The organism is Janthinobacterium sp. 67 (assembly GCF_002797895.1).
Lineage (GTDB): Bacteria > Pseudomonadota > Gammaproteobacteria > Burkholderiales > Burkholderiaceae_D > Janthinobacterium.
Genome location: NZ_PGES01000001.1, coordinates 4,515,984 through 4,539,874, shown reverse-complemented (window position 1 = coordinate 4,539,874; position 23,891 = coordinate 4,515,984). Strand labels below are relative to the sequence as shown.

Here is a 23,891-nt window from a genome sequence, read left to right as displayed (position 1 = left end):
GCCATCTGCGCAAGACCGTGCGCTAGCGTACATACATCACGTTTTAGGGACGTTTCGGCAAAGAAATTAGCCTGTTGAGCGGCAGAAAAATGCCGTCAGGAAATGAATGCAAGAAAATGCGTGACGGGCACCGTGCCGAGGATGGCACGGTGCAATACTTCAAGAAAGAAAGTTCAGGCGGTTCAGGCCGCGATGGCCAGCGGGTGGCGCGTCGCTTCCGCCATCGCCATGCCGCCGTTCAGCTGCCATGCCGCGCCGTGGCCGAGGCGGCGCAGGCAAGCGCTGGCGCGCGCGCTGCGGTTGCCGCTGCGGCAGAAAAACACCAGCGGACGCTGCGGCTGTTGCAGCCACGCGGCCACTTGCCCTGCCAGACGGCTCAGCGGTACGCTGCGCACTTCGCAGCCCTCGAACACCGTGCCGGCGCAGGCCGCGTGTTCATACGCTTCGCGCACGTCGACGAGGATGGCGTCGGGGTGCTGGCGCAGGAAGGCGGGCAAGGCGGCCGCATCGAGCTGCAGTTCGGCGACCGGCACGCTACCGTCCTGCACGGTGCGCACGGTGCCGCAAATGCTGCCATCGTCGCCTGACGCGCACAGCACGGTATCCGGCGTCAGCAGCGCCGCCTCCAGCAAAGGTGTCAGCGCCTCGGACGCCAGATTACCGATGAAGGCGAAGCGCTGCTCCAGCAGGTACACATGGGTTTCGCCACACTCGATGCGGCGCAAGCGCTGCTGGCCCAAAGCCAGCTCGCCGTCGATATCGACGTGGCCGACTTGCTCCATCCCGAGCTCCTGCAGCAAGGCCAGGCGCGCCACGCCATGGTCGGCTGGCGCCGCCGTGTGCACGATAGCGCGCAAGGCCAGGTGCTGGCAGCGGATGAAGGCGGCCAGGCGCGGCACGAGCGCGGCGACGGGATCGATGACGACGCAACTGGCGCTGGCAAGGTCGCTGAGCAGCCAGGTGCACTGGCCATCGACGCTCAACTGGACTACGCCGTCCTGCGCGCCGTCCTGCGGCGATGGCGCCAGCGCCGACGGCAGCAAACAGCTGCTGCGCAGCGCTTCGCCGCAGCGCTCGATGCGCGCGCAGGCGGCCGCAATGGTCGCCGCGTCGGTCAGGGGGCCGAACGACAGACGGATGGCCGAGCTGGCACGCCATTGCGGCACGTGCATCGCTTCCAGCACGTAGCTGGGAAGGGCCTTGGCGGCGGAACAGGCGCTGCCCGAACTGACGCGTACGCGCGCCGCGTCGAACAGGTCGAGCAACTCTTTCGACGACAAACCCGGCACGGAAAAATTGAGCGTCGTCGGCAAGGACAAGTCGAACGGCATATTAAACACGATGCCGGGGAAAGCGCGTTCCAGGCTGGCCACCAGCTGCTCGCGGAACGCGGCCAGGTCGGCGTGGCTGCGGAAGGTCTTGCCATCGTCGAGCGCGCCCAGCACGGCGCCCAGGGCGGCGATGCCAGCCATGTTTTCCGTACCCGAGCGCAAGCCCGTTTCCTGGCCGCCGCCCATCATCAGGGGCGTAAAGGGCGCGCCGGCACGCACGTACAGCATGCCGATACCCTTGGGCGCATACAGCTTGTGGCCGGAAAACGGCGCGTAATCGATGCGCGTGGCGGCCAGGTTCAGTTTCAGCTTGCCCAGCGCCTGCACGCAATCGACCATCCAGTAAGCGTCTGCACCCCGCTCCTGCAGCAGTTGCGCGATGCCGGACAAATCGCTGACGACGCCCGTTTCATTGTTCGCCGCCATCGTACACAGCATGGCCACGTCGCCGATCAGCGCACCGAGCGCCTGCAGATCGTGGCGCCCCTGCGCATCGACGGGCAGCTTGCGCACTTCCAGGTTCAGGCCAAGCAAACGGTTCCAGTGTGCCAGGCTTTCCGGCACGGCCTTGTGCTCGGTCGCGCCATACAGCAGCAGGCTGCCGATGCGCTTGCCCGCATCGCGCCGTTCGCGCAGCGCGCACAGGGCGGACAAGACGGCCGTCTGGATGCCTTCGGTGGCGCCGCTGTTGAACATCAGGCGGCCGTCGCCCACGCCCAGCAAGCGGGAGGCGCGCTGGCGCACGCCATCCATCATGGCCTTGGCCTGCAATCCCGTCGCGTGGGTGCTGCTGGGGTTGCCATAGCCCTGCTCCATCGCCCGCTTGGCGGCGGCGACGGCGGCGGGCAGCACGCAGGTGGTGGCATTGCTGTCGAGGTAGATTTCTTTCATGATGGCAGTCTGAGTATTCTATAAAAAGGGCGCTGCTAAAAAGGAGCAACGCAAACGGCTGGGACATATGGATAGTCTACCGGCCTGCTCCCGTGAAGATATGCCAAAAAATGCTGCAAACGCTGTACCATGCAGCATGTTCATGCCATAAAAACTGGAATAGTGAAAATGAATTCACCGAACACCGCACTCGACAAATTCGACTGCGCCATCCTGGCCGCCCTGCAGCAGGACGGCACCCTGTCGATCGCCGCCCTCAGCGAGAAGATCGGCCTGTCCAGCACGCCGTGCTGGAAGCGGGTCAAGCGCCTGGAGGAAGACGGCTATATCGAGAGCCGCGTGGCCATCGTGAACCGGCAAAAAGTGGGACTGCCCGTGACCGTCTTCGTCAGCGTGCGCACGGGCCAGCACGATGAAAAATGGCTGCGCCGCTTTGCCGCCGCCGTCATCGTCTTGCCCGAGGTACAGGAATTTCACCGCATGAGCGGCGACATCGATTACCTGCTGAAAGTCGTCACCACCGACATCAAGGGGTATGACACCTTCTATAAAAAGCTCATCAAAGCCGTGCAATTGACGGGCGTGTCGTCCGCCTTTTCCATGGAACAAATCAAGTGCAGCACGGAATTGCCGCTGGAATTGATCGCCCACGGCTTGCCTGCCTGAAGCAAAAGCAAGTTGCTGCATTGCAACATCAATGAACGAAAAGCAGCAATGGTGCGATGGAAGGCGCAGTGCGGCCGGTATACTGTCTGCTCGCCTGCGCGCTTTTCTGCTCATTCTGCAGGCCATCCTCCAAGGTCTTCCATGTCTCTGCTCCGCCGCCTCTCCATCCAGAAAAAACTCCTGTTCAGCATGGGCTTGTGCCTGCTGCTCTTCATGGCGATCTCGTCTTTCCTCAGCGTGCGCATGAGCAGCGATTACGTGCGCGAGCGCGTCGTCAGCCAGGAGTTGCCAGCGCAAGTGGGCGAGATCCGCAACGACGTGCTGCGCCAGATCAGCCAGCCCCTGTCCGTCGTGCAGACCATGGCCAACGATGTCTACCTGCAAGACTGGGAAGACGCGGGCTTGCCCGACAGCGGCATCGCCACCTTCCAGCGCTATGCCAGCGTGGTCAAGGAAAAGAACAAGGCGGCCTCGATCAACTGGGCCTCGGCCAGCACGGGCAAATATTTCACCACGGAAGGCTTGTTGCGCACCCTGGACAAGAACCAGGCGGCAGACCAGTGGTTTTATGGCTTGCTGGCCGGCGACAAGGCCTACACGCTCGACATCGACAAGGCGCAAAACTCCAGCGACCTGATGCTGTACTTGAATGCGCGCGGCCAGACGGCGGGCGGCAAGCAGATCGCGGCCGGCCTGGGCCTGTCCATCAATGCGCTGGCCGACACCATCCGCAGCTACAAGATCGGCCAGACGGGCCATGTCTACCTGGCGCGCGCCAACGGCATGCTGCTGGTGCACCGCGACACGTCCTTGGCCGACGGCAAGCATGCACTCAAGGATCTGCCGGGCTTTAGCGATACCCTGAGCCAGAGTCTGCTCACTGGCAAAAAATACGCGTATGCCATCTACGATGCGCCTGCGGGACGCCAGTTCGTCGCCGCCTCCTTCGTGCCGGAATTGAATTTGTACGTGATGGCCGAAGTGCCGGAAGCGGAAGTGCTGGGCAATGTCACGCGCTCGGCCCTGATCGCCGCCCTGGTCGCCGGCCTCGTCGGCGGCGGCATCGCCTTGCTCATCATCTATGTCATCAGCCGCGCCATCGCCGCTCCCGTCGCGCGGGCGGCCGACATGCTCAGCGAAATCGCCAGCGGCAATGGCGACCTGAGCCGCCGTATGCCCGTCGAATCGGAAGACGAGGTCGGCGCGCTGGCGGCCGCCTTCAACCGCTTCGTCGCATCGCTGAACGTGACGATACGCGAAGTTCGCGACAGTACCGGGTCCATTGCCAGCGCATCGAGCCAGATTGCATCGGGCAACCTGGACTTGTCGGCGCGTACGGAAGCCCAGGCGTCGAGCCTGGAAGAGACGGCGGCGGCCATGGAAGAACTGACGTCGACCGTGAAACAGAACGCGGACAACGCGCGCCAGGCCAATCAGCTAGTGGTGTCGGCCTCGAGCCACGCCCTCAAGGGCGGAGAAGTGGTGGGACAAGTGGTGCAGACGATGGGCGCAATTACAGACAGTTCACGCAAGATCGCGGATATTATCGGCGTGATCGACGGTATTGCCTTTCAAACCAATATCCTCGCCCTGAACGCCGCCGTCGAGGCGGCCCGCGCGGGCGAACAGGGCCGCGGCTTTGCCGTGGTGGCCACCGAGGTGCGCAACCTGGCGCAGCGGTCAAGCCAGGCGGCCAAGGAAATCAAGGACTTGATCGTCGACTCGGGCAGCAAGGTGGAAGCGGGCAGCAAGCTGGTCGACTCGGCCGGCGCCACCATGCAGGACATCGTCGTTTCCGTGCAGCGAGTGGCCGACCTGATGGGAGAAATCGCCTCGGCCAGCCAGGAGCAAAGCCAGGGCATCGCGCAAGTCAACGCCACCGTGACGCAAATGGATGACGCCACCCAGCAAAACGCAGCGCTGGTGGAAGAAGCGGCGGCGGCAGCCCAATCGTTGCAGGATCAGGCGGCCCGGCTGGCACAGGTGGTCAGCGTGTTCAAGCTGGAAGAGGCCGGGCAGGCGGCGCAGCCCCGGCAGCCGGCGCACAAGCCGGCGCTGCCCACGCCATCGCGCCCGGCAGCGCCAGCCAGCGATGCGTGGGAAGAGTTTTAAAGGGGTTTAAGGGGGGGTGAAAACGCTTAAATCGCCGGCGCTTTCACGCTGGCCGCTTGCTTGAAAAAATCGTAGATGCCGCTCTCGCTCATGCGGCGGGCATTCGCCAGTTCGCCGCCCTTGGTGGCATACAGCACCTGGTTGTTGTCGCTCGATACGAGCACGGCAGCCGGTATGCCTTTCTTGAGCGGATTGCCATAGGCTTGCGCCACGTCGAGGTTATGGTCGAAGTTACCCACGTCGACCTTGACGACCTTGAACTGCTGTTGCATCAACTCCGCGTTCTTGCCTTCCTTCAATGCCTTGTCGAGCGCGCGGCAATCCTCGCACCAGTTGGCTCCAAAGATCAGCAAGACGGGCACGTGCGCCGCCTTGGCTTCGGCCAGCGCGCGGGCCACGTCGGCCTTGGCGTCGGCCGCCGCGTTGTACGGCAAGTGCGGCGTGGCGACGGGGTTGGCCGGTGTCGGCGCGGCGGCCACGGCGGTGCCGGCAAGCAGCAGGCTGGCAAGGAAAAGAGAAAGACGCATGCGGGCTCCTGAGATCAATCATGGGGACCAGCTGAACAGCTGCCAGCTAGTGTGATTGTCTAGAATATGCCTGCTTGTGGGAAATATCCACCATTTAATTGCACTGTGCTTATGCGGAAAACGTATAAGCAACACCAAAGGAGAGCCTGCCACCGTCGCGGCCGCCAGGAACTTGCAAGCGGTCTGTGCCGAAGATTGATGCCCGCAGGCAGCGAAATAGAACGCATGGGATAATATCGGGCTGACACTGAGCAACGCGACCCGAACGCGCCCTCCTCCATGACGACTTCTTTCCTGGCACGCTGGCTGCCGCAACCGAACAACGGCAGCCGCCGCGAACAATTGCGCGCCTGCGCGGGCGCCATCTGCGGCTTGCTGCTGACGGGCCTGATTTGCCATTTCCTGCTGGCCCCCGACAGCGCCAGCGTCTACCTGATCGCCCCCATGGGCGCCTCGGCCGTACTGCTGTTCTGCCTGCCGGCCAGTCCGCTGGCCCAACCGTGGTCCGTGGTGGGCGGCAACGTGGTGTCCGGCCTGATGGGCATGGCGTGCGTGAAATGGCTGGGTCCCAGCGTGGGCGTGGCGGCGCTGGCCGCCTGCCTGGCCATCGGCGCCATGTTTGCCCTGCGCTGCCTGCATCCGCCGGGCGGCGCCGTGGCGCTCACCACCGTCGTCGGCGGTGCCAGCGTGCACGCGGCCGGCTTTGAATTCGTCTTCATCACCGTGCTGTTCAATTCCGCCGTGCTGGTCGCTTGCGCCGTGCTGTACAACAACCTGACGGGACGCCGCTACCCGCACATCCAGCAACTGGTCGCGCCGCATCCGCACGATACCAAGGATGACGTGCCCAGCAACCGCCTGGGCTTTTCGCCGGACGATCTCGACGCAGTGCTGCGCCAGCACAGCGAAGTGCTCGATATCAGCCGCGACGATTTGCAAGCGATCTTCCTGCAAACGGAAATGCGCGCCTACCAGCGCCGCTTCGGCGTCGTCACCTGCGCCGACATCATGTCGAAAGACGTGCTCAGCGTGGAATTCGGCACCCCGCTCGACGTGGCCTGGCGCACCATGCGCGAACACCAGGTGGGCGCCCTGCCCGTGCTGAACCGGGCGCGCCGCGTCATCGGCATCATCACGCAGACGGATTTCCTGCGCCACGGCGGCCTCGACGATTACCAGGGCATGCGCCAGCGCCTGCGCGGCTTGCTGCAACGCAGCGGCCTGTCCCACAGCGACAAGCCGGAAGTGGTGGGTCAGCTGATGACGCCATCGCCGCACACGGCCCGCCTGGGCACGCCCATCATTGATCTGGTCCCCCTGATGGCCGACGCCGGCTATCACCATATTCCCATCCTCGACGATGAAGAGCGTCTGGCCGGCATCATCAGCCAGTCCGACCTGATGGCGGCCCTGTACGAAAGCCGCTTTGCCGAGGCCGCCGCATGACGCCATTCCAGGCACTGTTGACAGTGCCCGACGGCGGCTCCGCCGGCACGCCCGTCAGCGCTCATTTTTTCGGCAGCCAGCTGGCCATCGATGCGCCCGGCCATGCTGTCGACGTGGCGCAGCTGGTCGTCAGCGTAGGTGGCGTCGATGGCCCGGAACTGTTCCTGAACTGGCTCGACGCACAAGGACGGCAAGCCTCGCTGAAACCGCTGACGGCTAGCGACATCGCCATCGTCTTGCGCGAAGCGCCGGCCGCGCTGCAGCCGCAACTGCAGCGCCTGTGGGGCGAGCGCCAGCGCAACCGGCGGCAAGTGTCGGGCTGGCTGGCAGGTTTGACGGGCGCGGCCGTCGTCGCAGCCAGCCTGCTGTGGTGGCAAGGCGGCAATGCCATCGGCGCGCTGGCGGGATGGATTCCCCTGTCGACGGAAAAACAGCTGGGCGAACTGGCCCTGGCGCAAGTGCGCGCGCAGGGCGGCATCAGCGAAAACGGCGTGGCCCAGCAAACGGTGCAGGAGATCGGCCGCAAGCTGACGGCCGCTTCGCGCTACGAGTACCGCTGGCTCGTCAAGAACGACGACACGGTCAACGCATTCGCCATGCCGGGCGGCATTATCGTCGTGCATACGGGCTTGCTGCGCCAGGCAGCCGACCCGGGCGAGCTGGCCGGCGTACTTGCGCATGAAGTGCAGCATGTGGAGCAGCGCCATTCGCTGCGGCAAATGATCAGCAGCCTGGGCTGGGGCGCCCTCGTGGGCGTGACCATCGGCGACATCAGCGCCGTGGCCGCCATGCTGGCGCACCAGGCCGGCACTTTGTATTTCAGCCGCGACATGGAGGAAGAGGCGGACCGCCTCGGTTTGCTCGCCTTGCAGCGCGCGCACATCCGTCCCGATGGCATGCTGCGCTTTTTCCAGCAGCTCGATGACAAGAACGAGGCCAAGGTGCCGGACTGGATTTCTTCACACCCGCAAACGGCGGCACGCGCGCAGCAGATCCGCAGCCTGATCGCCGCCACGCCCTGCCCTGCCTGCCTTCCCTTGACCAGCAGCCACTGGCAAGGCATGAAAGCAGCCCTGCGGCCTACGGCAAAATAGCAACATTCCTCCCGCACAATTTATCCAAACGCACTGGGCAATGGCGTATGCTTACGCCCCGGCTGCTCCATCGCGACCGGCCACCCCGACCCCGCTACGCCTCCGTTCATACCCTCCTTACAAAGGACATCGCGCATGAAGCATCGTTTTGCCGCCGGCACCCTCGGCACCCTGACCATCTCCCTGTTGCTCGCCTACGCGCCCATGACGCAAGCGGCCCAGCCCGCGGCCAAAAGCGTGGCCGTCAGCGCGCCGAAAGCAAAGCAGCAGCTGCAAGTGCTGGCCGACAAATATTACGATGCGCTGGCCCGTTTCGAGCCGATCAATGCCACCGAGAGCGGCGACAACCGTTTTGACGACCAGCTCGGTTCAGCCATCGTGCCCGCCGCGCGCGCAAAACAGTTCGCCCTGTACCACCAGTACCAGAAGACCCTGCGCGGGATTGCCCGTGCACAGCTGTCGCACCAGGACCAGATCAACTACGACATTCTCGACTATGAACTGGCGACGGCGCTCAGTTTCGAGCGCTTCCCCGAATACCTGTTGCCTTTGAACCAGATGGACAGCATGCCCGTCACCCTGGCCAATTATGCGGGCGGCGAGGCATCGCAGCCTTTGACGACGGTCAAGGAGTATGACGCTTACCTGAGCCGTATCGGCCAGTTGCCGGGCTGGATAGACCAGGCCATCGCCAACATGAAAGTCGGCATGCAAAAAGGCATCGTGCTGCCGAAGGCGCTGACGGAGTCGGCGCTGCCGCAATTCAAGAAACTCGTCAGCGCCACGCCGCAGGACAGCGTCTATTACACGCCCATCAAGAACTTGCCGGCCAGCTTTTCCGAGGCGGACAAGGCGCGCCTGACGCAAACCTACACCGTCATCATCGAAGCCAAGCTGATGCCTGCGCTGCAGCGCCTGTCCACCTTCATGGAACGCGACTACCTGCCGGCCGGCCGCACCAGCAGCGGCTGGAGCGCCCTGCCCGATGGCGCGGCCTGGTACCAGGCACGCGTGGCCAGCAGCACCACGACGGATCTGAAACCGGAGCAGATCCACGCCATCGGCTTGAAGGAAGTGGCGCGCATCCAGGAACAATACGCGATCGTGGGTCCGAAGATGGGCTACAACGGCCCGGCCGCCGGCTTGCCCGTGTGGGTGTCGGAACAGGCGAAATACCGCCCGTTCAAGACGGAACAGGAAGTGCTCGACGTCTACCGCAAACTGAACGTGCTGCTGGACAGCAAATTGCCCGCCCTGTTCACCCTGGTGCCGAAAGCGCCGCTGGACTTGCGCCTGGAACCTGAACTGAGCCGCGACACGGCCGCCGACCACTACACGGCACCGGCCGCCGACGGCTCGCGCCCCGGCGTGTTCTGGTCCGTCGTCACGGATCCGAAACTGTATGGCGACACGGGCATGACCACCCTGTTCCTGCACGAAGGCAAGCCCGGCCACCATTTCCACCTGGCGCTGGTGCAAGAGATGGACTTGCCGAACTTCCGCCGCTTCGGCGGCAACAATGCCTTCACGGAAGGCTGGGCCCTGTATGCGGAAACCCTGGGGAAGGAAATGGGCCTGTTCGAGGACCCGGCCCAGTATTTCGGCCACTTGAACGACGAGATGCTGCGCGCCGTGCGCCTGGTGGTCGACACTGGCTTGCACACCAAGGGCTGGACGCGCGAGCAGACGATCAAATACATGCGCGACACGCTCGGCTATGACGCCGTGGCGAGGAGCGAGACGGAACGCTACATGGCGTGGCCTGGCCAGGCCCTGGGCTACAAGATCGGCGCGCTGAAAATCGTCGAACTGCGCCAGCGCGCGCAGCAGGCGCTCGGCGACAAGTTCAGCCTGCCGAAGTTCCACGAAGTGGTGCTCGGCGACGGCACCCTGCCCCTGAAACTGCTGGAAGCCAAGGTCGACCGGTGGATCGCGCAGCAGAAGTAAATTAAACCCCTCCGCAACTGCGGCAGCGCCAGTCCGGGCTGCCGTTTTTTTTCGCGCCGATGCTTGATCTGGCGCAGATCCAGCGTATCTCGTGCACGCCTGCCGGAACGCGTGCCAGACCATGCTGCCTAATTCCCATACACTGAAGGGAGGCAGCATGCAAAGCGAAGACATCAGCGATGGCGCTACGGCGCGTCCGTCAACATGGCAGCAGCAGTCAGAACTACCAGCGGAAACATCCGCTTCGTCCGGGAATGGGCACGACGCCATTCTTCATTACACGAGCGCGCGCGGCGAGGCCGATATGCGGTCGCGGCGGCGTATTCCCGACGATACCCCGCGCGGCAACCATGCCCTGATCACGGCACTTGGCTGGCTCAGCATCTGCCTGGGCCTGGCCCAGCTGGTGGCGCCGCGCGGCCTGGCGCGGGCCAGCGGCTTGCGCGGCGTTTCGCCTTTCTGGATACGCGCCATCGGCCTGCGCGAAATGGCGTGCGGCGTAGGCTTGCTGCGGGGAGAAACCCGGCCGGCATGGCGCTGGTCGCGCATCGCCGGCGACGCCATGGACCTGTCGCTGCTGGGCGCGGCCATGGCCAGCCGGCGCCATGCGCGCACGCGCCTGGCGGCAACGGCCGCCGTCGTGGCAGGCATGACGGCCATCGACTATATCGCCAGCGCACAACTGGCGCCGCGCAAGCTGAGCGAATTGCCCGCGCCCGGCGAAGAGGGACTGGCGCTGCAAAAGAGCGTCATCGTCAACCGTTCCGCCGACGATTGCTACCGCGCCTGGCGCGACCTGGAAAACCTGCCCCGCTTCATGCCGGGCTTGCAATCGGTGCAGGTGATCGATGCGCGGCGCTCGCGCTGGAACAGCGTCGAAGGCGAGTGGATAGGCGAACTGACAGACGAACGCCCGGGCCAGGGCATGCGCTGGCGCGCGGCGGAAAACCATGCGGAAACGGGGGCGCTGGAACTGTCGCCCGCCCCCGGTGGGCGCGGCACCGTGGTGACGATGCAACTGCACATGCAGGCGCCGGCCGGCAAGGTGGGCACGGCCGTGGCTGGCCTGTTCAGCCAGGCCCCCGCCTACAAGATCGAGACCACCTTGCGCCGCTTCAAGCAGTGGATGGAAACGGGCGAGGTCAGCACCACCGAGGGCCAGCCATCGGGCAAGCGCAGCTTCAAGACGCGCCTGCTGCACAAGGCCAGCGGCACGGCGCCTGCCCCTCGACCGCAATCAAACGGAGGTGTGTCATGAAAGCCAATTGCTGGCATGGCAAGCGCGACGTACGGGTCGAACAGGTACCTGATCCCGCCATCCTCAATCCCGGCGACGCCATCATCAAAGTCAGTTCCACGGCCATCTGCGGCTCCGACCTGCACCTCTACAATGGCGTCGTGCCCAGCATGGAGCAAGGCGATATCCTCGGCCATGAGTTCATGGGCGAAGTGGTGGAAACGGGCTCCGCGGTGCGCAAACTCAAGGTGGGAGACAGGGTGGTGGTGCCGTTTCCCATTGCCTGCGGACGCTGCTTCTTTTGCGAACAACAGCTGTACTCGGTGTGCGAGAATTCCAATCCCAACGCCTACATGGCAGAAAAAATGTGGGGCCATTCGGGCGCGGGCATCTTTGGCTATTCCCACCTGACGGGCGGCTATGCGGGCGGCCAGGCCGAATATGTGCGCGTGCCGTTTGCCGACGTCGGTCCCATCAAGGTGCCGGACGAGCTCAAGGATGAACAGGTCCTGTTTCTCTCGGACATACTGCCGACCGGCTACATGGCGGCCGAAGCCTGCGGCATCGCGCCGGGCCAGGTGGTGGCCGTGTGGGGTTGCGGCCCCGTGGGGCAGTTCGCCATCCAGAGCGCCTTCCTGCTCGGCGCCGAGCGCGTCATCGCCATCGACCATTACCCGGAACGCCTGCGCATGGCGCGCGAACTGTCCGGCGCGGAAACCCTGCATTTCGATGCCGTGGACGTACCCGATGCTCTGCGGGAAATGACGGGAGGACGGGGCCCCGATGCCTGCATCGATGCCGTCGGCATGGAGGCCCACGGCTCCGGCGTCAGCTATATCTATGACCGCCTCAAGCAGACGATGAAACTGGAGTCGGACCGGCCCACGGCCCTGCGCGAAGCCTTGATGGCGTGCCGCAACGGCGGTGTCGTCTCGGTGCCGGGGGTGTATGGCGGCTTCAGCGACAAGATTCCGTTTGGCTCCATCATGAACCGTTCATTGACCATCAAGACGGGGCAGACACACGTGCAGCGCTACATGCAGCCGCTGCTGGAACGCATCCAGCAGGGCGAACTCGACCCAGGTGCCATCATTTCCCACCACCTGCGCCTGGATGAAGCGCCGCACGGCTACGATATCTTCCAGAAGAAACAGGAGCAATGCATCAAGGTGGTGCTGCATCCCGGCCCCTGAGCGGCGCTGACAGGCAAACCTCGCCGCCCTGCCCGACGGGCAGTGCTTATCTCAGACGAGCAGCGCGGCGCTCATCGAGCGCACTTCCTCGTTTGACTCGGCCAGGATGCTTTGCAAGGTGTCGTTGTCGATGATGAAATCGATGACGGAATCGGAAGGGGTGAGCATTTCCACGTACGTCACCTGCAAAGGTGAGGACACGGGCGACAGTTGCTTCGCCAACAATAAGGTATCGAGCAGGGAATCAGGCGGGATCGACAGCAAGCCATCGCGCAAGCCTTCGATGGCTTCGCTCACTGCCAGCGGGATCAAGAGTTTCTTCATGACTTCGCGGGAAATGATTTCTTCAGCGGACTCCATCCAGTGATCCGCATCGTCGTCGAGCAAACCAGGAAATTCGTCGGCACGCGACAACAGGTAAAAACCGCCCACCTCATGCACGATGCCGGCGAACAGCGCCGTGTCGGCATCGACGTGCGTGACGCGGCGGGCAAGCACGTGCGCCAGCGCCGCCACGTGGGCAGTGTGCTCCCACAGCTGGGTCGCCTTCTGGCGCAGGACGGGGTCGATGATCTTGCTGCCGAACTGGCGTACCACCATGGCCGCCACCAGTGCGTACAGATTGCGGTAGCCCATGCGCATGACGGCGGCGCGCACGCTGGTCACGGGCGCCGCCTCGCCGCGGCTGTACACGGCCGAGTTGGCCAACGCGACCGTGCGCGCCGCCAGCAAGGGTTCGGCCAGGACCAGCTTGATGGCATGGTCGATATGGCAGTCCGGTTCCGCCAGGGCCAATTGCAATTGCAATGCGGAATTAACACTCGTGGGAAACGTTAATTCGCCGCGCACCGCCTGGGAAACAATCAAACCAAAAGCCTGCAATTTGTTCATCATACGATCTATCCGCCTCAGATATTATTCCAGCAAACAATTTCACTTTATAGCAGAAATTGTTTTCCAGGCCCGGCTTTAGAATACAGATGGCATGTCATTCGTCTGCATTGGAGAATCCGGCAATGTCAGCGCCTGCAATAGCGCTTCATCGCCAATAACAAACAGCTTCGGCTGCTGTAATACCTGCAGCAGAAATGGCTGGCCTTCACGCAGTCGCCGGCGATAATCGGCCAGCGTATATAGGTTGGGATTGATTTTACGCCTTAAGGTTCGCTCGGCCGGGGCCAATCCGGTCAACAAATCACCATAATTGGCTTCTTCGCCCACCAGCAGCAAATCGATGGCGCTGCCAGGCATGTCCTGCCCCTTCGCCGTGGCGCCAGACACGAAGGCCAGGTGGAGCTGATCACGCAAGGGCGCCAGGGTCATGCTGAGCACGCCGACGATGCCAAAGGTTTTCTGCACCAGTCCGCTCAACTCGGGATACACGAGGCTTTCCTTGTTGGGCCAGAAGCGCCGCACGTTGCCGATACGCTCGGAAGTGATCAGGCCAGAGTCATGCAGCCGACGCAGTTCCCGCTGCGCCGACGCGCTGCCCAATCCCGTCAGGCGCATGATCTCGTTCAAATGAAAGCCTTCATTCACGCGGACAAAGAGCAAACCCAGCAGTTTTTGCTGGGCTGGAGTAAACAGGGCTTGGGCAATCATGCGCCAAATCTTAGCATGAATGAACTGGAAACTGGCGTGGCGCAGGCAATAGGGCGTGACGCCGCAACAACGCTGTCATGCGCAGTTGCCAGCAATTGGGCGGGCCCTTGCGCGGCAAGGCACACTGGCACAGTGGCGGCTAGCTGGCAATCCGCCATCCTTGTGAGCGCTCACTTCAGATTCCTCGGTACGTCGGGTAGAAATCTCGGCCGGCATCAGCATCAGCCTGGTTTAGCCCATCAATTCAAGCATGCTCGACTTAAGAGTAACTCGGCGATATTTGATGTATTAAGCAACCGGGATGAATGTGGATAGATCAATTTGATTCGCAATCTCAGCCATTAATAACAGCGTGGCTCAGCTAGATTTTTAATATCCGACTTGCGCTCCATTGACGCATACTGTCAATAAAACATACCACGCATGAATAAGCGACATCGGATGCTCACGTTTCTTTTCAATGCATCATATCAATAACAATTGACGATAGTAATACTGGCGGATATAAATGAGCCGTCAGGTACTTCCGCATTTCAGGCTGTTTTTATGGATGCACGAGTTAATGCACGCAGGCATAAAAAAACGGCACCCGAAGGTGCCGTTCTTGTCAGCTAGCAGCGCAGATTACGCTTCGTCGCCGTGGTGTTGCCGGGTCTCGATAGCCAGCAAAACTTCGGTGGCTTCACCGGCCAGGGAGGTTTTATCGGCCGGCAGCGAGGTTCGACAGTGCTTTCATTTCCTGTGCAGCTTCCACTTGTACATAAAAAAACGGCACCCGAAGGTGCCGTTCTTGTCAGCTGGCAGCGCAGATTACGCTTCGTCGCCGTGGTGTCGCCGGGCTTCGATAGCCAGCAAAACTTCGGTGGCTTCACCGGCCAGGGTGGTTTTATCGACCGGCAGCGAGGTTCGACAGTGCTTTCATTTCCTGTGCAGCTTCCACTTGTACATAAAAAAACGGCACCCGAAGGTGCCGTTCTTGTCAGCTGGCAGCGCAGATTACGCTTCGTAGCCGTGGTGTCGCCGGGCTTCGATAGCCAGCAAAACTTCGGTGGCTTCACCGGCCAGGGTGGCTTTATCGGCCGGCAGCGAGGTTCGACAGTGCTTTCATTTCCTGTGCAGCTTCCACTTGTACATAAAAAAACGGCACCCGAAGGTGCCGTTCTTGTCAGCTAGCAGCGCAGATTACGCTTCGTCGCCGTGGTGTTGCTGAGTTTCGATGTCCTGCAGCGCTTCGGCAGCTTCGCCAGCCATCGAGGCTTTCTCGGCCAGCAGCAGTGCTTGACGCTCTTCCACTTCCCACGCTTCTTTCTCTTTGCGTGCGCGGTGGAAGGCCAGGCCCGTACCGCCAGGAATCAGGCGGCCGACGATGACGTTCTCTTTCAGGCCGCGCAGACCATCGCGCTTGCCCATGATCGCCGCTTCGGTCAGCACGCGGGTGGTTTCCTGGAACGATGCGGCCGAGATGAACGAATCGGTCGACAGCGAAGCCTTGGTAATACCCAGCAAGACGTTCTCGTAGGTCGCAGGGATCTTGTTCTCCGACGTCACGCGATCGTTCTCGTCCAGCAGTTCCGAACGCTCTACCTGCTCGCCAACGATGTAGTTGGTGTCGCCGGCATTGACGATCTGAACACGGCGCAGCATCTGACGCACGATCACTTCGATGTGCTTGTCATTGATCTTCACGCCTTGCAGACGGTACACGTCTTGCACTTCGTCAACGATGTAACGTGCCAGCGCTTCGATACCCAGCAGGCGCAGGATGTCTTGCGGATCGGCCGGGCCGTCCACGATCATCTCGCCCTTGTTCACGACTTGGCCGTCATGCACCAGCACTTGCTTGTCCTTGGTAATCAGGAACTCGTGCTTGTTGCCGTCCATGTCCGTGATTTCCAGACGCTGCTTGCCCTTGGTTTCTTTACCGAACGCAACCGTACCCGTGACTTCCGCCAGCATACCGGCATCTTTCGGGGAACGGGCTTCGAACAGTTCCGCAACGCGTGGCAGACCACCGGTAATATCGCGCGTTTTTTGCGATTCGGTCGGGATACGTGCCAGCACTTCACCCACCGATACCTGTTGACCGTCCTTGACCATGATCAGCGCGCCGACCTGGAAGCCGATCGCCACCGAGTGTTCGGTGCCGGCGATCTTGACTTCTTCGTTCGCGTCGTTGATCAGCTTGACTTGCGGACGCAGGGTCTTGGTCAGCGAACCGCGACGTTTCGCATCGATCGCCACCAGGGTGGACAGACCGGTCACTTCGTCGACCTGACGGGCTACGGTGACGCCTTCTTCGACGTTCTCGAAACGCACTTGACCGGCGTATTCGGTAATGATCGGACGGGTCAGCGGATCCCACGTTGCCAGGGCCGTACCGGCCTTGATGACCATGCCGTCCTTGACGATCAGGGTCGCGCCGTACGGTACTTTATGACGCTCACGCTCACGGCCATGGTCGTCGGTGATCAGCACTTCGCCGGAACGGGAAATGACGATTTGCGCGCCCTTGCCGTTCGTCACGTAACGCATGGTTGCCGTGAAGCGGATGGTGCCGTTCGATTTCGCTTCCACCGACGATGCCACTGCCGCACGCGATGCCGCACCACCAATGTGGAACGTACGCATGGTCAGCTGGGTACCAGGCTCACCAATCGACTGCGCTGCCACCACACCGACGGCTTCGCCGGCGTTGACCAGCATGCCGCGGCCCAGGTCGCGGCCATAGCACTTGGCGCACAGGCCGAAGCGCGTGTCGCAAGTCAGTGGCGTACGAACCTTGACTTCATCGATGGACAGACGCTCGATCTCTTCGACCATGTCTTCGTCCATCAGGGTGCCGGCGTCATACAGGGTTTCCTGGGTTTCAGGATTGACGACGTCATGCACCACCACGCGGCCGAGGATACGGTCGCGCAACGGTTCGATGACTTCACCACCTTCAACCAGGGCCTTCATGACGGTACCGTTCATGGTGCCGCAATCGTCCTCGATCACCACCAAGTCTTGCGTCACGTCGACCAGACGACGGGTCAGGTAACCCGAGTTTGCCGTTTTCAGCGCCGTATCGGCCAGACCTTTACGAGCGCCGTGGGTCGAAATGAAGTACTGCAAAACGTTCAGACCTTCGCGGAAGTTCGCGGTAATCGGCGTTTCGATAATCGAACCATCCGGTTTGGCCATCAGACCACGCATACCGGCCAACTGGCGAATCTGGGCTGCGGAACCACGCGCACCGGAGTCGGCCATCATGTAAATGGCGTTGAACGATTCTTGCGTCGACTGCGTACCGTCGCGGCGGATCACGTCTTCGACTTTCAGCTGGTCCATCATGGCCTTGCCGACTTCATCGGAGGTCTTGCCCCAGATATCGACGACCTTGTTGTAACGCTCGCCGGCGGTCACGAGACCCGAAGCGTATTGCTGTTCGATCTGCTTGACTTCCGATTCGGCCGTCGCGATCAAGGTGACTTTTTGAGGCGGTACCAGCATGTCGTCGACGCAGATCGAGATACCGGCGCGTGTCGCCAGGCGGAAACCCGATTGCATCAGTTTGTCTGCGAACACCACGGTGGCGCGCAGGCCGCACTTGCGGAACGACGTGTTGATCAGCTTGGAAATTTCTTTCTTTTTCAGCGCGCGGTTCAAGACGGAGAACGGCAGGCCTTTCGGCAGAATTTCCGACAGGATCGCACGGCCGATCGTCGTTTCGTAGCGGGTAACCGTCTTCTCGAATTCGCCCGTTTCGGCGTTTTTCGGGTATTCGGTAATACGCACGGTGACGCGGGTCGTCAGTTCGACTTCCTTGTTGTCGTAGGCGCGGATCACTTCCGACACGTCAGGGAACATCATCCCTTCGTTCTTCGCATTGATCGCTTCGCGGGTCGCGTAGTACAGACCGAGCACGATATCCTGCGACGGCACGATCGACGGTTCGCCGTTCGATGGGAACAGGATGTTGTTCGATGCCAGCATCAGGGTGCGTGCTTCCATCTGCGCTTCGATCGACAGAGGAACGTGGACCGCCATTTGGTCACCGTCAAAGTCGGCGTTGAATGCGGCGCAGACGAGCGGGTGCAGTTGGATGGCCTTGCCTTCAATCAGGACTGGCTCGAACGCCTGAATACCCAGACGGTGCAGCGTAGGTGCGCGGTTCAACATGATCGGATGTTCACGGATCACGTCTTCCAGGATGTCCCACACGACCGGCTCCTGGATCTCGACCAGCTTTTTGGCGGCCTTGATCGTGGTAGCCAGACCCATCAGTTCCAGTTTATTGAAAATGAATGGCTTGAACAGTTCCAGCGCCATCAGTTTCGGCAAGCCGCACTGATGCAGTTTCAATTGCGGGCCCACGACGATGACCGAACGACCGGAGTAATCGACGCGTTTGCCCAGCAAGTTTTGACGGAAACGGCCGCCCTTGCCCTTGATCATCTCTGCCAGCGATTTCAGCGGACGCTTGTTGGCGCCGGTCATCGCTTTGCCGCGACGGCCGTTGTCCAGCAGCGAATCGACCGCTTCTTGCAGCATGCGCTTTTCGTTGCGCGTGATGATCTCTGGAGCGCGCAGCTCCATCAGGCGTTTCAGACGGTTGTTACGGTTGATGACGCGGCGATACAGATCGTTCAGATCCGAGGTCGCGAAACGGCCGCCATCCAGCGGTACCAGCGGACGCAGTTCCGGCGGCAGCACTGGCAGCACTTCCATGATCATCCAGTCAGGCTTGATGCCCGAACGTTGGAACGCTTCCAGCACTTTCAGGCGCTTCGCGTATTTCTTGATCTTGGCTTCGGATTTCGATTCCTTCAGTTCCACGCGCAGGGTTTCGGCATCGCGGTGGATGTCGATCGAGCGCAGCAGTTCACGGATACCTTCGGCGCCCATGAAGGCGGTGAAGTCGTCGCCGTACTCTTCGTACTTGGCGGCGTAGTCGTCTTCCGACATGATCTGGCACTTTTTCAGCGGGGTCATGCCTGGATCGGTCACGACGTATGCTTCAAAGTACAGCACGCGTTCGATGTCCCGCAGGGTCATGTCCAGGACCATGCCCAGACGCGACGGCAAGGACTTCAGGAACCAGATGTGCGCGGTCGGCGAGGCCAGCTCGATGTGGCCCATGCGCTCGCGGCGCACTTTGGCCAGGGTGACTTCGACGCCGCACTTTTCGCAGATCACGCCGCGGTGTTTCAGGCGCTTGTACTTGCCGCACAGGCATTCGTAATCCTTGATCGGGCCAAAGATCTTGGCGCAGAACAGGCCGTCGCGCTCAGGCTTGAAGGTACGGTAGTTGATGGTTTCCGGCTTTTTGACTTCGCCGTAGGACCACGAACGGATTTTCTCAGGCGAAGCGAGACCGATCTTGATTGCATCGAAGGTCTCGTTGGTCTGTACTTGCTTGAATAGATCGAGCAGTGCTTTCATGTATCACTCCAGAGGTGATTAAATTTCTATATTCCTGAGACTACATTGCCCGGCGTGGTTTCCCAGCCGGGCTTTGTACTACTCACACCAAATGACAGATGGCTGTCTTTTAGTTGCGTTCGAGGTCGATATCGATACCCAGCGAACGGATTTCCTTGACCAGCACGTTGAACGATTCCGGCATGCCGGCGTCGATCACGTGATCGCCCTTGACGAGGTTCTCGTACACTTTGGTACGGCCATTCACGTCATCGGACTTGACGGTCAACATCTCTTGCAAGACATACGACGCGCCATACGCTTCCAGTGCCCAGACTTCCATCTCACCGAAACGCTGACCACCGAACTGGGCTTTACCGCCCAGTGGCTGTTGCGTCACCAGCGAGTAAGGACCGGTCGAACGCGCATGCATCTTGTCATCGACCAAGTGATGCAGTTTCAGCATGTGCATGACGCCGACAGTAACCTTGCGCTCGAACGCTTCACCGGTGCGACCGTCATACATGGTCACCTGGTTTTTCGACGCGGTCATGCCCAGGTTCTTGGCGATGTCGTCCGGATACGCCAGGTCCAGCATGCGGCGGATCTCGGCTTCATTGGCGCCGTCGAACACTGGCGTGGCGAATGGAACACCTTTTTTCAGGTTTTCCGCCAGCTTCATGATCTCTTCGTCGTCGAAGTCGTTCAAGTCTTCGGCACGGCCGTTGTCGTTGTAGATCGTCGTCAGGTACTTGCGCACTTGCTCGACCTTGGTTTGCGCCTTCAGCATTTCGCCGATGCGGATACCCAGACCCTTGGCAGCCCAGCCCAGGTGAGTCTCGAGAATCTGACCAACGTTCATCCGCGAAGGAACGCCCAGCGGGTTCAGCACAACGTCGGCTGGCGTGCCGTCGGCCATGTATGGCATGTCTTCCACAGGAACAATACGGGAAACCACACCCTTGTTACCGTGGCGACCTGCCATCTTGTCGCCCGACTGCAGGCGGCGTTTCACGGCCAGGTACACCTTGACCATTTTTTGCACGCCTGGTTGCAGCTCATCGCCTTGCGTCAGTTTCTTGCGCTTCTCTTCGAAGGCCAGATCGAACTGGTGACGCTTCTCGTTGATCGATTCCTTGATCGCTTCCAGCGCTACCGCCGCATCGTCGTCCGCAGGGCGGATGTCGAACCAGTGGTATTTGTCCAGATCGGCCAGGTATTCCTTGGTGATCTTGGCGCCTTTGGCCAGCTTTTTAGGGCCGCCGTTGACAACTTTGCCGATCAGCATTTTTTCCAGACGCTGGAAGGCATCGCCTTCAACGATACGCATCTGGTCGTTCAAATCCAGACGGAAACGTTTCAGTTCGTCATCGATAATTTGCTGGGCACGTTTGTCGCGCACGATGCCTTCACGGGTGAAGACTTGCACGTCGATCACGGTACCGATCATGCCCGAAGGCACGCGCAGCGACGTATCTTTCACGTCCGAGGCTTTTTCGCCGAAGATCGCGCGCAGCAGCTTCTCTTCCGGGGTCAGCTGGGTTTCGCCTTTAGGCGTCACTTTACCGACCAGGGTGTCGCCGGCTTGCACTTCAGCGCCGATGTAGACGATACCGGATTCATCCAGACGTGCCAGCTGATTTTCAGCCAGGTTCGAGATGTCGCGCGTAATTTCTTCCGCACCCAGTTTCGTGTCACGGGCCACCACCGACAACTCTTCGATGTGAATCGAGGTGTAGCGGTCGTCCTTGACGACGTTTTCCGAGATCAGGATCGAATCTTCGAAGTTCAGACCATTCCATGGCATGAAGGCCACGGTCATGTTCTGGCCCAGCGCCAATTCACCCAGGTCGGTCGATGCGCCGTCGGCGATCACGTCGCGCTTGGCAACACGGTCGCCCACTTGCACGATAGGACGCTGGTTGATGTTGGTGTTCTGGTTCGAACGGGTGTACTTGATCAGGTTGTAGATGTCGACGCCCACTTCACCAGCGGTCGCTTCGTCATCGTTGACGCGAATCACGACACGGCCCGCATCGATGTAATCGACGATACCGCCACGCAGCGCTTGCACGGTGGTGCCCGAGTCGACCGCAACGGTGCGTTCGATACCGGTACCGACCAGCGCTTTTTCCGGACGCAAGCAAGGCACAGCCTGGCGTTGCATGTTGGCGCCCATCAATGCACGGTTCGCATCATCGTGTTCGAGGAACGGAATCAGCGAGGCAGCGACGGAAACGATCTGGCCCGGCGCCACGTCCATGTATTGGATGCGCTCTGGGGATACCAGGATGGTTTCGCCGGCTTCACGGGCCGAGACCAGTTCATCGGACAGCATGCCTTCGTCGTTGATGGTCGCATTCGCCTGAGCGATGATGTAGCGGCCTTCTTCGATGGCGGACAGGTAGTCGATCTGATCGGTAATCTTGGAGCCTTCGACCTTGCGGTACGGGGTTTCCAGGAAGCCGTATTCATTCAGGCGGGCATACAACGCCAGCGAGTTGATCAGACCAATGTTCGGACCTTCCGGTGTCTCGATCGGGCAGACGCGGCCGTAGTGGGTCGGATGCACGTCGCGCACTTCAAAGCCGGCGCGTTCGCGTGTCAGACCGCCGGGTCCCAGAGCCGATACGCGGCGCTTGTGGGTAATTTCCGACAGAGGATTGGTTTGGTCCATAAACTGCGACAGCTGGGACGAACCGAAGAACTCGCGAATCGCGGCCGAAATCGGCTTCGAGTTGATCAGGTCGTGCGGCATCAGGTTGTCCGCTTCGGCTTGGCCGAGGCGTTCCTTGACGGCGCGCTCAACGCGCACCAGGCCGGCGCGGAATTGATTCTCGGCCAGTTCGCCCACGCAACGTACGCGACGGTTACCCAGGTGATCGATATCGTCGACTTCGCCGCGGCCATTGCGCAGTTCCACCAGGATCTTGATCACGGCCAGCACGTCTTCGTTCGACAGGGTCATGGCGCCCGTCAGTTCATCGCGGCCGATGCGGCGGTTGAACTTCATGCGGCCCACGGCCGACAGGTCGTAGCGGTCCGAGTTGTAGAACAGGCCGTTGAACAGCGCTTCAACGGAGTCTTCCGTTGGCGGTTCGCCTGGACGCATCATGCGGTAGATCGCCACTTTCGCAGCCATCTGGTCGGCGGTGTCGTCGATACGCAGGGTTTGCGAGATGTAGGCGCCCTGATCCAGGTCGTTCGTGTACAAGGTCTGGATTTCGGAAATGTTGGCGTCGCGCAAGCGACCCAGCAGATCTTCGGTCAGCTCATCGTTCGCGGAAGCGACGACTTCACCGGTGTCGCCATCGACGATATTCTTCGCCAATACGCGGCCCAGCAGGTAGTCTTCCGGTACGGAAATGTGCTTGATGCCGGCAGCTTCGATATCACGCACGTGTTTCGCGTTGATACGCTTGTCTTTCAGCACCAGGGTCTTGCCCGACTTGTCGACGATGTCGAAACGCGCCACTTCGCCGCGCAGACGCTCGGCGACGAATTCCATCTCCGCGCCTTCGGAGCGCAGGTTGAAATTGTCGAAGACGAAGAAATTGGCCAGGATTTGCTCGTGCGACATGCCGATGGCTTTGAGCAGGATCGTTACCGGCATCTTGCGGCGGCGGTCGACGCGGAAGAACAGGATGTCTTTCGGATCGAACTCGAAGTCCAGCCACGAACCGCGGTAAGGAATGATACGCGCGGAGAACAGCAGCTTACCGGACGAGTGGGTCTTGCCGCGGTCGTGCTCGAAGAACACGCCAGGCGAACGGTGCAACTGGGAAACGATAACGCGCTCCGTGCCGTTGATCACGAACGAACCGGTGGTCGTCATGAGCGGCAATTCGCCCATGTAGACTTCCTGTTCCTTCATCTCTTTGACGACGGGCTTGGTTGGCGATTCCTTGTCCAGGATCACCAGACGCACTTTCGCGCGCAGCGGCGACGCGAACGTCAGGCCACGTTGTTGACATTCTTTGACGTCGAAGGCAGGATCGCCCAGAACGTACGACAAGAATTCGAGACGCGCAAAACCATTGTGCGAAACGATAGGGAAAATCGAGGTGAAAGCCGACTGCAGGCCATCATTCTTGCGGCCGGACGGTGCTATGTCCTCTTGCAAGAAGCTATGATAAGACTCGAGCTGGGTCGCCAGCAGGAACGGAACGTGGTGAACGTTGGCGCGCTTCGCGAATGATTTGCGAATGCGTTTCTTCTCAGTAAATGAGTAGTGCATGGACACTCCGTGAGTGACAGAAAGGATAGAAAATTCAGGTTTTGCAAGTGTTCGTTTGCACCGCTGCGTGTGACACAGACGAAACCTCAAGGCTCTGCTTTCCGGCTTGAATCGAATAAAAACTGCTGCTACAACTACGTGACAAATACGATGCAGACGACAAAGGAGCCAAAGTCGGATTTCCCCCCTTGCGAGGGGAAACCTC

The 23,891-nt window shown here is 61.0% G+C and carries 14 protein-coding genes; 8 read left to right on the top strand and 6 right to left on the bottom strand.

Annotation, left to right across the window (positions count from 1 at the left end; translation table 11 throughout):
* Nucleotides 1-182: 182 nt before the first annotated feature.
* On the bottom strand, nt 183-2,222 hold the full coding sequence (locus CLU90_RS20345; RefSeq protein WP_100428806.1) for an aminotransferase class V-fold PLP-dependent enzyme: 2,040 nt from the start codon (nt 2,220-2,222) through the stop codon (nt 183-185).
* A gap of 168 nt (nt 2,223-2,390) precedes the next feature.
* On the opposite strand from CLU90_RS20345, the gene CLU90_RS20340 reads away from it, so the two are divergent.
* Nucleotides 2,391-2,888 (top strand): Lrp/AsnC family transcriptional regulator, encoded by a 498-nt coding sequence (locus tag CLU90_RS20340; protein ID WP_071325689.1) that lies wholly within the window; start codon nt 2,391-2,393, stop codon nt 2,886-2,888.
* Between the two features lie 141 nt (nt 2,889-3,029).
* Nucleotides 3,030-5,000 carry a methyl-accepting chemotaxis protein gene (locus tag CLU90_RS20335; RefSeq protein ID WP_100428805.1) on the top strand — a complete coding sequence of 657 codons (1,971 nt, stop codon included), beginning with the start codon at nt 3,030-3,032 and terminating at the stop codon, nt 4,998-5,000.
* A gap of 26 nt (nt 5,001-5,026) precedes the next feature.
* Here the strand turns inward: CLU90_RS20335 and CLU90_RS20330 are convergent, their stop codons facing one another.
* Nucleotides 5,027-5,527, bottom strand: a complete 501-nt coding sequence (locus CLU90_RS20330) for a thioredoxin family protein (protein WP_092719269.1) — start codon at nt 5,525-5,527, stop codon at nt 5,027-5,029.
* A 279-nt stretch (nt 5,528-5,806) separates the two neighbouring features.
* On the opposite strand from CLU90_RS20330, the gene CLU90_RS20325 reads away from it, so the two are divergent.
* The 5 genes from CLU90_RS20325 to CLU90_RS20305 all read left to right on the top strand — a co-directional run bounded on the left by CLU90_RS20325 (nt 5,807) and on the right by CLU90_RS20305 (nt 12,444).
* Complete coding sequence (locus tag CLU90_RS20325; protein ID WP_092719272.1) at nt 5,807-6,973, top strand: HPP family protein; 1,167 nt, start codon at nt 5,807-5,809, stop codon at nt 6,971-6,973.
* Nucleotides 6,970-8,067 (top strand): M48 family metallopeptidase, encoded by a 1,098-nt coding sequence (locus CLU90_RS20320; protein WP_100428804.1) that lies wholly within the window; start codon nt 6,970-6,972, stop codon nt 8,065-8,067. The genes CLU90_RS20325 and CLU90_RS20320 overlap by 4 nt, the downstream gene beginning before the upstream one ends.
* A 135-nt stretch (nt 8,068-8,202) precedes the next feature.
* A complete protein-coding gene (locus CLU90_RS20315) occupies nt 8,203-10,014 on the top strand; it encodes a DUF885 domain-containing protein (RefSeq protein ID WP_100428803.1) in 1,812 nt (603 codons plus the stop codon).
* 157 nt (nt 10,015-10,171) lie between these two features.
* A complete protein-coding gene (locus tag CLU90_RS20310; protein ID WP_157808869.1) occupies nt 10,172-11,272 on the top strand; it encodes an SRPBCC family protein in 1,101 nt (366 codons plus the stop codon).
* On the top strand, nt 11,269-12,444 hold the full coding sequence (locus tag CLU90_RS20305; protein WP_100428801.1) for a zinc-dependent alcohol dehydrogenase: 1,176 nt from the start codon (nt 11,269-11,271) through the stop codon (nt 12,442-12,444). The genes CLU90_RS20310 and CLU90_RS20305 overlap by 4 nt, the downstream gene beginning before the upstream one ends.
* 51 nt (nt 12,445-12,495) lie before the next feature.
* On the opposite strand, the gene CLU90_RS20300 is transcribed toward CLU90_RS20305, so the two are convergent.
* Nucleotides 12,496-13,335 carry an HDOD domain-containing protein gene (locus tag CLU90_RS20300; protein ID WP_092719308.1) on the bottom strand — a complete coding sequence of 280 codons (840 nt, stop codon included), beginning with the start codon at nt 13,333-13,335 and terminating at the stop codon, nt 12,496-12,498.
* Between the two features lie 78 nt (nt 13,336-13,413).
* Nucleotides 13,414-14,046, bottom strand: a complete 633-nt coding sequence (locus tag CLU90_RS20295) for a transcriptional regulator (RefSeq protein ID WP_092719286.1) — start codon at nt 14,044-14,046, stop codon at nt 13,414-13,416.
* 645 nt (nt 14,047-14,691) lie between these two features.
* On the opposite strand from CLU90_RS20295, the gene CLU90_RS29405 reads away from it, so the two are divergent.
* Nucleotides 14,692-15,219 (top strand): hypothetical protein, encoded by a 528-nt coding sequence (locus tag CLU90_RS29405; RefSeq protein WP_157808868.1) that lies wholly within the window; start codon nt 14,692-14,694, stop codon nt 15,217-15,219.
* A 9-nt stretch (nt 15,220-15,228) separates the two neighbouring features.
* Here CLU90_RS29405 and rpoC read toward each other — a convergent pair whose 3' ends face one another.
* Both rpoC and rpoB read right to left on the bottom strand, forming a co-directional pair.
* Complete coding sequence (gene rpoC, locus CLU90_RS20290; protein ID WP_086140053.1) at nt 15,229-19,470, bottom strand: DNA-directed RNA polymerase subunit beta'; 4,242 nt, start codon at nt 19,468-19,470, stop codon at nt 15,229-15,231.
* Between the two features lie 109 nt (nt 19,471-19,579).
* Nucleotides 19,580-23,686: a DNA-directed RNA polymerase subunit beta gene (gene rpoB / locus CLU90_RS20285; protein ID WP_092719289.1), complete on the bottom strand. Its 4,107-nt coding sequence runs from the start codon at nt 23,684-23,686 to the stop codon at nt 19,580-19,582.
* Nucleotides 23,687-23,891 lie beyond the last annotated feature (205 nt).